Source organism: Ruegeria sp. CI5, assembly GCF_056536885.1.
Genome location: NZ_JBQFQN010000005.1, coordinates 16,977 through 26,346, shown reverse-complemented (window position 1 = coordinate 26,346; position 9,370 = coordinate 16,977). Strand labels below are relative to the sequence as shown.

Genomic DNA, 9,370 nt, shown 5'->3' with positions numbered 1-9,370 from the left:
GCCCCGTTTTGGACGGTGCAACACGGCCGAGTTCTGTCTACGTACGGTCGCCTGAATGCAGCTGAGGGCTTGGAACGAAGCCAACCGCAGCGTCATGGCCTCATCGCGCTGAAATATGGGGCGTCCGCCGTGCTGTCTCACCTTGACCAGCGCCCGATTTCGAACCATATCCCGACGCTATGACAGACCTCGCTCATATCCGCAATTTCTCCATCGTCGCGCATATCGACCATGGCAAATCCACCCTTGCCGACCGGCTCATCCAAGAGACCGGGACGGTGCAGGATCGCGACATGAAGGAACAGCTGCTTGACAGCATGGATATCGAGCGCGAACGCGGCATCACCATCAAGGCCAACACGGTCCGCATCGACTATACCGCCGACAATGGCGAACAGTACGTGCTGAACCTGATCGACACTCCCGGCCACGTGGACTTTGCCTATGAAGTCTCGCGGTCCATGCGCGCGGTCGAAGGCTCGCTGCTGGTGGTGGACTCGACCCAAGGGGTCGAGGCGCAGACCCTGGCCAACGTCTATCAGGCCATCGACGCCGACCACGAGATCGTGCCGGTGCTGAACAAGATCGACCTACCGGCCTCCGACTGCGACCGCGTGGCCGAACAGATCGAGGACGTGATCGGCATCGACGCGACCGACGCCATCCGCGTCTCGGCCAAGACGGGAGAGGGGATACACGAAACGCTCGAGGCGATCGTGCACAAGCTGCCCGCGCCCAAGGGCGAGCGCGACGCGCCGCTCAAGGCGATGCTGGTCGACAGCTGGTACGACGCCTATCTGGGCGTGATCGTTCTAGTCCGCATCATGGACGGCGTTCTGAAAAAGGGCATGCGGGTCAAGTTCATGTCGAACGGCACCCTGCACCATGTCGACCGCGTGGGCGTGTTCCGCCCCGAGATGCAGATGGTCGACCAGCTGGGTCCGGGTGAGATCGGCTTCCTCACCGCATCCATCAAGCAGGTGCGCGACACCCGTGTGGGCGACACCATCACCAATGACCGCAACGGTGCCGAAACCGCTCTGCCGGGCTTCAAACCCGCGCAGCCGGTGGTGTTCTGCGGCCTCTTCCCCGTGGACAGCGCCGAATTCGAAGACCTGCGCGACGCGATCGAGAAACTGGCTCTGAACGACGCCAGCTTCTCGTTCGAGATGGAAACCTCGGCCGCGCTGGGCTTTGGCTTCCGCTGCGGCTTCCTCGGCCTGCTGCACCTCGAGGTCATCCGCGACCGCATCGAACGCGAGTACGATATCGAGCTCATCACCACCGCGCCGTCGGTGATCTATCACGTCTACATGAAAGACGGCGAGATGATCGAGCTGCACAACCCCGCCGACATGCCCGACATGTCCAAGGTCGACCACCTCGAGGAACCGCGCATCAAGGCCACCATCCTGGTGCCGGATGAATACCTGGGCGACGTGCTGAAACTCTGCCAGGACCGCCGCGGCATCCAGATGGACCTGACCTATGCGGGCAGCCGCGCGATGGTCGTCTATGACCTGCCGCTGAACGAGGTCGTCTTCGACTTCTACGACCGCCTGAAGTCGGTGACCAAGGGCTATGCCAGCTTCGACTACCAGATGACCGGCTACCGCGAGGACAGCCTGGTCAAGATGTCGATCCTTGTGAATGACGAGCCGGTGGATGCGCTGTCGGTCATGGTCCACCGCGACCGCGCCGAGACCCGCGGCCGCGCCATGTGCGAAAAGCTGAAAGAGCTGATCCCGCGCCACATGTTCAAGATCCCGATCCAGGCGGCCATCGGCGGCAAGGTCATCGCCCGCGAGACCCTCTCGGCCCTCCGCAAGGACGTGACCGCGAAGTGTTATGGCGGCGATGCCACGCGGAAGCGGAAATTGCTGGAAAAGCAGAAGGCCGGCAAGAAGAAGATGCGCCAGTTCGGGAAAGTGGATATCCCGCAGGAGGCGTTTATTTCAGCGTTGAAGATGGATAGTTAGGGTCGTCAATTTTTGATTGCGGCTTATGCAAAGTCGGATGCTGATACCGAAAAGGAACTATATTATTAGTATCTTAACCCCGGCTGAGCTGAGTATCTCTTGTGCGGCTCGCATCGTTTCTTTGTGGCGGGGCTCGTCGTCTGGGATTGGCGGGCAAACAACAGTTCTTATGCCCGATTGGATAATTGCTCTGGCGCAATCTGCGCAGGGAAATAGACTTACGGCGATGGAACACCTTGACAAGTCGATGCCTTGTTTGAACGCCATGAATATTACGCGTCGCTCTGCATGTTCAATCCAGTAGTACTTTTGGTTCTGCTCCCGCGAAGTTCTTCTTTTTAGTTCGCTGTCCTTAGGAGTGACAAGAACGTTTGCGCTGTGGAGAAGGGCTTGCCCATTCAGGTCGAGGATTATTGCCCCGACTTTTCTGTCGGGATCATCGCTCTCTTGTGCAACTTCTTGCAGTTGTTTCAGAAGGTTGAAACTATCGCCCCAGGTATTCTCGATTCTCATTGGATTTGAGTTTTGCATTAGGAGGCGAGTTTCATGTTGATTGACCGTCAGATCGAGCAGTTGGGTCTTGTAGAGCCTTGTATCAAGGAAAACTTCAAAAATTCCACTTATGATTTAACCGTAGGGGAAATTTTTCCCATGGGAACGGAAAGTAAAGACAGTGGACGTGGTCTTGACGAGTATTGGCTTGAGCCAAGTTCAATGGTTGCCGTCCGAACAATGGAAAGAGTTGTTTTGCCGAGTCACGTTACAGGACTTGCCACGCTGGTGACGTCGTTGACTCATGATGGACTGCTATGTCTCAACGTTGGTGTGATTGATCCAGGTTACGATGGCCATATCAGTGCGTTTCTCGTGAATTTCTCCAGCCGACCTCGAAAGATCGAACTAAACAAGAGATTGTTGCGTGTATTGTTTTTTTCTCACAACTCGGTTCGAAGCCTCGAACCTTGGAAAAACCGAAAAGCGACATACCAGTCATTTCTCAAGAACAAAGCTGGTAACGAGTTTTCAAGTACATTTTTGGACGCAGCGGGGATCACTGAACTCGCACGAAAGAGCGCTGGGAAAGTTGTTGCTGATGCTTTCTTCAGTAAAGGAATAAACGTCTTTAGCGTAGTTATAGCAGTGCTTTCGCTGGCAGTAGCAGTGATAGCTCTTTTCACTACAAGCTGAGACATTTTGGATTGTAAAGATAGTACCCAGACTACTACAAGTTCAATAACCGTCACCCGCCCGGTGGCACCGCCGGGCCGCGCCGATCCGCCCCTATGGTGCGGTGCGTTTGCGCCTCCCCTCGGGCCGAAGCTGTCCTCATCTCTGATCATCACATGTAGCACCCGGCTTTGCCTCTTCCCCGGGGCTGCGCCCGTTCTGCACTGAAACGGTCCGCTGGATCGTTTCTAGACGGGCCTCACCTCGCAACGTGACCCACTTCACAGCCCCACCGACCCGCACCTGCTAAGGTTGACCCTACGGAAACCAGCGGCGGAGGCCCCCATGTCCATGATCCCCATCATCGCGCTTGGATCGGCGGGTCTCTATTCGGTGGCCATGATCTCGATGAAGTTTTGGTGGAAACTTCCTGGCCTCGGGCTGGGGCTGCTGATCGTCGCCACCTTGCTGGCCGCCGCCACGCTGGAACTCGCCGCGCTGCGCGACGAACGGCTGGGCATCATCTATACCGGCATTCTGGGGGCCGAGGTGGTGCTGATCGCCATCGCCTCATTCTTCCTGTTCGGCGAGTCCTTTTCCTACCGCGAGGGGCTGGGCATTGCCCTCGTCATCGCGGGCACCGCGTTGGCATGGGCCTGAGCCCGTCGGTGAGCGCCGCATGAACCCTTCATGAAGTTTCCCTTAGGTAAGTTGTAACGGCCGCGCGCCCTCCCAATCTGTTCAGCAGGCCAGCAAGGCCCGCCGATCACAGGGAGAGAGCCCATGACCAGATACATGACCGCCAGCGCCGCCGCCGTGGCCGCGACATTGACCATGGGCTCTGCCGCCCTCGCCGATGCCATGCCCGACCTGCGCGGCACGTGGACGGCCAGCCAGACAACGGTGTCGCCTTCGAACGCCAACACCGCCACCGCGCCGCGGTTCAACACCTCGGAATGGGTGCTCGAGATCCAGGCGCAGCACGAAAACGTGTTCTGGGGGCCCAGCATGTGGCGGCGCAATGCCATGGATGACTGGACGATGTACGAGGCCACCGGCTCGATCAGCCAGGATGGCTCGGGCAAGATCGGCATTGTTGAAACCGCTGCTGACCCGACCTCCGGCGTCAATGCGCTGATCGATGCGCGGTATGAGGACGGCAAGATCTATGCGGATTTCCGTAGCCTGCGGACTGGAACCACCTACAGCACGGTTCTGGAACGACAGGTGAACTGAAGCGTTTCCGGCCCAGGCGGTTGTAGGGGGTAGTTGCCGTTGCCCGATTTTGCGGGAGACGGAGAGTAGTAGGTTGCCTCGTCCGGGTCGGAACGCTTCTCAATTCGTGGGCTGCACGTTCGTTCACCGTTGCGTGTGGCGACTCATCGATGTCGATTCGAGCGATATGCCCGTATGCGTCAGGTCAGGTCCGCCAGGAGGGCCGAGATTTTCCCTTTGCACCCGCAGAAATCGCCCAATTGAACGGAGAGAAATCGGCCTTCGGCTTTTCCCAGCGCAACCCAGCCGGATTTCATCATTTCCCGACTTATCCACATCGTCTTCCAGTCGGATATCAACATCTTATCCCCGGCTAATTTTCATGCTGCAGTGCTATTTTCTTGCCGGATGTGAGGGCGAGTGCCATCGTTCAGACATCGCCAAGGTTCATCACGATCCAAGGCGGGACGCAAAGGTCAGGGGGTCCTGGCACCGCAGGCAGATCTTAGGATTTTCGTCGGGTTGCAAGGGCTTACCGGTAGGTGACCAGTCAGGAGGGGCGCAAGCCCGGCTTGAGCGGTCAGCTTCTCAGAAGGCCAGAGCGGGCGGCAGAGCGCCATCAGGTGCTTTGCGGCAGCGAGGTCCCCTCGGGGGCTGAAGCAACTGGATCGGGGCGTCCCTCGGGCGTGTCGACCCGGCAAGGCGTCAGGGGTGTCCGCAAGGGCACATGCAAAGACCGCGTCTGCGCACCTGGCGCCTTTTCCTTTTGCCGATTTCGGTTTCGTACAGGCTTCCACTCACCGCCCGTCAGAACGGGAACGGGGTTCTTGCGCAATTGCACAAGAACCCCGCAGTCGTGTCAGTAATGCATTACCGCGTCTATGCACCTGTGGCAGGGACCATAGTCCGGTCGCCCGGAACTTTCAACCATATGTTGGTAGTGCTGCGCCGCTGTCCGCTAGATGCTGACGGGTGTCAGAGGCTTTCCTGAACGTCCGTCGCCGCGCCCTGGATGGCGTCGCCGGCTTTTTCGATGTCTTTGCCCGCGCCTTTTGCGGTTTCACAGGCCGTCAGGGCCAAAAGGCTCAGCCCGATCAGAATAGTGCGGATCATCGATATCTCCTTGGTTAGTCGACTACCAATCGGTAGCACCATTCAGGTTACGCAGACAAACCTTTTTGGGTGATCAGCCTTTGCGGAAGATGGGGCCAAGGATGGCTGTCGCGACAAAGATCAACGCGGCCGCGCAAACAATGCTTGGTCCGGCGGGTGTATCCGCCCAGTATGCACCGCCCAGTCCGCCCAACGCCGCCGTCGAGCCGATAATCGCAGCGGTGAACGCCATGCCCTCGGGGGTGCGGGCCAACGGGCGGGCTCCGGCCGCTGGAATGACCAGCAGGGCGGCGATCAGAAGAATGCCGACAACTTTGATGGCGACCGCAACGGCCAGTGCCATTGCCAGAGTCAGCCACAGTTCTTCCCGTTTCGGATCTATCCCGGATGCCTGAGCCAGGTCCGGGTTGAGCGTTGAAACCAGAAGGGCTGACCAGCGCCAGACCATCAACGCCAGAATCGTGGCGCCACCGATCCAGATCGTGGCCAGATCGGACTTTGTGACGGCAAGGATATCGCCGAACAAAAAGGCATTCAGGTCCAGTCGGACATCGGACAGCAACGCCACGGTTACCAAGCCGGCGGCCAGTGCGGTGTGCGCAATCACACCCAGAAGCGTGTCCATGGCGTAACCGCGACCGCGCAGCAGGCTGACCGACAAGCCCATGGCAAGTGCAGCGGAAATGATCGCGGGCAGTAGCGGCAGTGAAAAGCTGAGCGCCAGCGCTACACCCAATACGGCCGCATGTGCGGTGGCCTCTCCGAGATAGGCCATGCGCCGCCAGACGACAAAACACCCCAGCGGTGCCGCAGCGATCGAAACACCGAGCCCTGCAAGGGCGGCGCGAACCATGAAATCGTCCAGCATCAGTGTGACGTATCCTGCGCGTGATTGTGATCGTGGGTATGACTGTGTTTGTGTTGGTACAAGGCCATCGTGCCCCGCGTTCCGCTGCCGAACAACGCCCTATATTCCGGCGCGTCTGCGACCATTTGGGGTGCCCCTTCACAGCAGACATGTCCGTTCAGGCACAGAACCCGGTCGGACGCGGCCATGACGACGTGCAAGTCATGGCTGACCATGACTATGGCGCAGCCGAGGTCCGTGCGAACCTGTTCAATGCGTTCATAGAAGGCAGCTGCGCCGGGCTGATCAAGCCCCTGGGTTGCTTCGTCCAGCAGCAGCACCTGAGGCTCTTCCAGCAATGCTCGGGCCAGAAGGACCCGTTGAAACTGACCGCCGGACAGTCGGGTCATCTGTCTGTCACGCAAGTCCGGCACGCCGGCCAGTTCAAGCGCGGTTTTGGCCTTGCTGGCCGAAACCCGTTTCGGCAGCCCAAGGAATCGTTGCACGGTCATCGGCAGGGCGGCGTCCAGCGCGAGTTTCTGGGGGACGTAGCCGATCCGCAAACCCGGGGCGCGCCGAACAGTGCCCTGAGCCGCGGGAACAGCTCCGATCATGGCGCGCAGCAGGGTCGATTTTCCCGAACCGTTCGGGCCGACAATGGTGACGATTTCACCAGCGGCGATCTGTGCTGATACGTTGTCCAGAATGAGCCGGCCATCCAGGCGAACCGACAGGTTCTGCAGAGAAATGAGGGGGGTCGTCATGGCTGCGTTCCAATGCAGTCCGGGCAAAGACCTTCGGCCTCGACCACGATCCTTTCAATGGTGAAGCCTGATGTTTCGGCGGCAGCACCAAGCCGGCCCTGAGTCAGCTCGGTTTCGGTTTCGGCCACGGCCTTGCACGCCCGGCAAATCAGAAACGCAGGTACGTGGTCGTGCGTAGGGTGGGCGCAGGCCGCATAGGCGTTCATTTGCTCGATACGGTGCACGAACCCATGCTGCACCAGGAAGTCCAGTGCACGATAAGCCACCGGAGGCTGCGACCCCATGCCTTCGGCGGACAGAACAGCCAGAATGTCATAAGCTCCCATTGCCTTGTGCTGTTCCAACAAGATTTCCAGCACGCGGCGGCGCACCGGCGTGAACTGAAGCTTCTGGTTGGCGCATTTTTCCTCGGCCTTGCTCAGCGCGGTTTTCATGCAGTGGTAATGATTGTGGTGCCTGAAGCCTACTGTGCTCATGTGCGCTCCGAAATTTTTGACTTGATATGTTATAACGTGGGCAATATCAAGCCGATCAGCAATGTAATAACATATCATTTCAGGAGGTGACATGTCCCGAAAATTCTTGTTGCTGGCCGGCGTCGTGCTGGCCGGAAAGGCGGCGGCCGATGCGCCCAACGTTGCCGTCGATATCGCACCGGTTCACGCGTTGGTTGCCCAAGTCATGGACGGTGTTGCCGAGCCTTCCCTGATCATCCCGCCCGGAGCCTCACCTCATGACCACGCCATGCGCCCGTCCGAGGCGCGAGCGTTGCAATCTGCGGACGTGGTTTTTTGGGTAGGCCCGGAACTGACCCCGTGGATGACGGGACCACTTGGCGCCCTGTCCCAGGGAGCGACGCAGGTTGAGTTGCTGGAGGTGGCGGGGACTGTGCGGCACGACTTCCGCGACTTGGCCGATCATCATGAGGGCGAAGAGGAGCATGCAGACCACGGCGATCATTCGGACCATGATGACCATGCGGACCACGATGATCACGAGGATCATGCAGAACACGAGGATCATGCAGGTCACGACGACCATGCGGACCACGATGAACATGAGAAACATGAAGAGCACGCGGATCACGACGCACATGACCATGACCACGGGCATGACCACGACGGTGTAGACCCGCATGCCTGGCTGGACCCGGAAAACGCGCGCGTTTGGGTGCAGGTAATTGCCGAAACTTTGTCGGAGAAGGACCCGGATAACGCTGCGCGGTACCAAGCCAACGCGGACAAGGCGGTTGAAGGCCTGAGTGCTTTGGAAGCCGAGATCCGGGTAGATCTGGCGCAGTCAGAGCCGCGGTTTGTCACCTTTCACGACGCTTACCAGTATTTCGAACACCGGTTCGATCTGACATCGTCGGGCACCGTGAGCCTTGGCGACGCGGCCGCACCCGGACCGGCTCGTCTGGCCGAGCTCAAGGCCCGGATTGAAGAGGAAGGCATTGATTGCGCTTTTTCCGAGCCGCAATACGATACCCGTCTGATCTCCGCCGCGACGGAGGGGATGGATGTGCAAATCCTCGTGCTTGACCCGATCGGGGTTGCGCTCGAGCCGGGTCCGACCCTGTATCCGGACCTGTTGCGCGCAATGGCCGCAAGTTTCCAGGCCTGCAGCGGCAATTCGTGAACAAAGAAGGGCGCAACGATCTGTTGCGCCCTTCACCATTCAATGGGTTTTCTGACTTATTCCTCATCGCAGAACAACTCGTACACCGTTTCCAGCATTTTGCGAGGTCTGTCGTCTGCAAGGCGATAGTAGATCGCCTTGCCTTCGCGCCGGGGCGTGACCAGCCCCTCAAGGCGCAGCCGCGACAGTTGCTGTGAAACGGCGGCCTGTCGGGCGGACAGCAGTGACTCGAGTTCAGTCACCGATTTTTCGCCGGATACCAGATGACAGAGGATCATCAACCGGCCCTCGTGGCTGATCGCTTTCAGAAAATTCGAAGCGCGGGTTGCGTTAGCGGCCATCCGGTCCATGTCGTCGCGCGAGATGTCTTCGGAAAGTTGGGGAAGTGCCATCTTTTTGTCCTTGTTGGCCCCTTGGTGAGTGTGGGGCAGGTGTTCCCTTTGTTAGTTTCGCCTGAGCGAATTGGGTCTCTATACAGAATGATCAGATATTTCCATATGTATGGATCAAAATGGCGTGATGAAAGCGCTGTGAATGGCGGCGAGGCAAAAAAACAGCCGGGTAATTGTGTCGCGAGCGGTTGTTCGCTTCGTTTTTGCGGCATCCCGACGATGCGGACTGATCCGTATTTCCCAATCGGCGTCGCG

The 9,370-nt window shown here is 58.8% G+C and carries 11 protein-coding genes; 5 read left to right on the top strand and 6 right to left on the bottom strand.

Annotated features, from left to right (window positions below):
* The first annotated feature begins 179 nt into the window (after positions 1-179).
* Complete coding sequence (gene lepA / locus ACR0BA_RS14870; RefSeq protein ID WP_170390605.1) at positions 180-1,979, top strand: translation elongation factor 4; 1,800 nt, start codon at positions 180-182, stop codon at positions 1,977-1,979.
* Between the two features lie 57 nt (positions 1,980-2,036).
* Here lepA and ACR0BA_RS14865 read toward each other — a convergent pair whose 3' ends face one another.
* Positions 2,037-2,492, bottom strand: a complete 456-nt coding sequence (locus ACR0BA_RS14865) for a deaminase (RefSeq protein WP_480728916.1) — start codon at positions 2,490-2,492, stop codon at positions 2,037-2,039.
* A gap of 33 nt (positions 2,493-2,525) precedes the next feature.
* Here ACR0BA_RS14865 and ACR0BA_RS14860 point away from each other — a divergent pair, with 33 nt between their 5' ends.
* From ACR0BA_RS14860 to ACR0BA_RS14850, 3 genes are all read left to right on the top strand, one after another.
* On the top strand, positions 2,526-3,167 hold the full coding sequence (locus ACR0BA_RS14860) for a dCTP deaminase domain-containing protein (protein ID WP_480728673.1): 642 nt from the start codon (positions 2,526-2,528) through the stop codon (positions 3,165-3,167).
* 324 nt (positions 3,168-3,491) lie between these two features.
* Positions 3,492-3,806: a hypothetical protein gene (locus tag ACR0BA_RS14855; protein WP_110644555.1), complete on the top strand. Its 315-nt coding sequence runs from the start codon at positions 3,492-3,494 to the stop codon at positions 3,804-3,806.
* Between the two features lie 123 nt (positions 3,807-3,929).
* Positions 3,930-4,382 carry a hypothetical protein gene (locus ACR0BA_RS14850; protein WP_170358302.1) on the top strand — a complete coding sequence of 151 codons (453 nt, stop codon included), beginning with the start codon at positions 3,930-3,932 and terminating at the stop codon, positions 4,380-4,382.
* A 954-nt stretch (positions 4,383-5,336) separates the two neighbouring features.
* Here the strand turns inward: ACR0BA_RS14850 and ACR0BA_RS14845 are convergent.
* From ACR0BA_RS14845 to ACR0BA_RS14830, 4 genes are all read right to left on the bottom strand, one after another.
* Positions 5,337-5,474 carry an entericidin A/B family lipoprotein gene (locus ACR0BA_RS14845; protein WP_093962692.1) on the bottom strand — a complete coding sequence of 46 codons (138 nt, stop codon included), beginning with the start codon at positions 5,472-5,474 and terminating at the stop codon, positions 5,337-5,339.
* Positions 5,475-5,547: 73 nt separating this feature from the next.
* A complete protein-coding gene (locus ACR0BA_RS14840; protein ID WP_222457011.1) occupies positions 5,548-6,342 on the bottom strand; it encodes an iron chelate uptake ABC transporter family permease subunit in 795 nt (264 codons plus the stop codon).
* Positions 6,342-7,085, bottom strand: coding sequence for an ATP-binding cassette domain-containing protein (locus ACR0BA_RS14835; RefSeq protein WP_170435211.1), 744 nt, complete (start codon positions 7,083-7,085; stop codon positions 6,342-6,344). The genes ACR0BA_RS14840 and ACR0BA_RS14835 overlap by 1 nt, the downstream gene beginning before the upstream one ends.
* Positions 7,082-7,561, bottom strand: coding sequence for a Fur family transcriptional regulator (locus tag ACR0BA_RS14830; protein ID WP_480728670.1), 480 nt, complete (start codon positions 7,559-7,561; stop codon positions 7,082-7,084). The genes ACR0BA_RS14835 and ACR0BA_RS14830 overlap by 4 nt, the downstream gene beginning before the upstream one ends.
* Before the next feature lie 91 nt (positions 7,562-7,652).
* On the opposite strand from ACR0BA_RS14830, the gene ACR0BA_RS14825 reads away from it, so the two are divergent.
* Positions 7,653-8,723 carry a zinc ABC transporter substrate-binding protein gene (locus ACR0BA_RS14825; protein WP_480728668.1) on the top strand — a complete coding sequence of 357 codons (1,071 nt, stop codon included), beginning with the start codon at positions 7,653-7,655 and terminating at the stop codon, positions 8,721-8,723.
* Positions 8,724-8,779: 56 nt separating this feature from the next.
* Here the strand turns inward: ACR0BA_RS14825 and ACR0BA_RS14820 are convergent, their stop codons facing one another.
* Positions 8,780-9,115: an ArsR/SmtB family transcription factor gene (locus ACR0BA_RS14820; protein WP_093962687.1), complete on the bottom strand. Its 336-nt coding sequence runs from the start codon at positions 9,113-9,115 to the stop codon at positions 8,780-8,782.
* Positions 9,116-9,370: the final 255 nt, after the last annotated feature.

Coding starts and splice junctions, on each gene's coding strand:
- ACR0BA_RS14830 (WP_480728670.1), bottom strand. CDS start 7,561: ATGAGCACAGTAGGCTTCAGGCACCACAATCATTACCACTGCATGAAA.
- ACR0BA_RS14825 (WP_480728668.1), top strand. CDS start 7,653: ATGTCCCGAAAATTCTTGTTGCTGGCCGGCGTCGTGCTGGCCGGAAAG.
- ACR0BA_RS14845 (WP_093962692.1), bottom strand. CDS start 5,474: ATGATCCGCACTATTCTGATCGGGCTGAGCCTTTTGGCCCTGACGGCC.
- ACR0BA_RS14820 (WP_093962687.1), bottom strand. CDS start 9,115: ATGGCACTTCCCCAACTTTCCGAAGACATCTCGCGCGACGACATGGAC.
- lepA (WP_170390605.1), top strand. CDS start 180: ATGACAGACCTCGCTCATATCCGCAATTTCTCCATCGTCGCGCATATC.
- ACR0BA_RS14835 (WP_170435211.1), bottom strand. CDS start 7,085: ATGACGACCCCCCTCATTTCTCTGCAGAACCTGTCGGTTCGCCTGGAT.
- ACR0BA_RS14860 (WP_480728673.1), top strand. CDS start 2,526: ATGTTGATTGACCGTCAGATCGAGCAGTTGGGTCTTGTAGAGCCTTGT.
- ACR0BA_RS14855 (WP_110644555.1), top strand. CDS start 3,492: ATGTCCATGATCCCCATCATCGCGCTTGGATCGGCGGGTCTCTATTCG.
- ACR0BA_RS14865 (WP_480728916.1), bottom strand. CDS start 2,492: ATGAGAATCGAGAATACCTGGGGCGATAGTTTCAACCTTCTGAAACAA.
- ACR0BA_RS14850 (WP_170358302.1), top strand. CDS start 3,930: ATGACCAGATACATGACCGCCAGCGCCGCCGCCGTGGCCGCGACATTG.
- ACR0BA_RS14840 (WP_222457011.1), bottom strand. CDS start 6,342: ATGCTGGACGATTTCATGGTTCGCGCCGCCCTTGCAGGGCTCGGTGTT.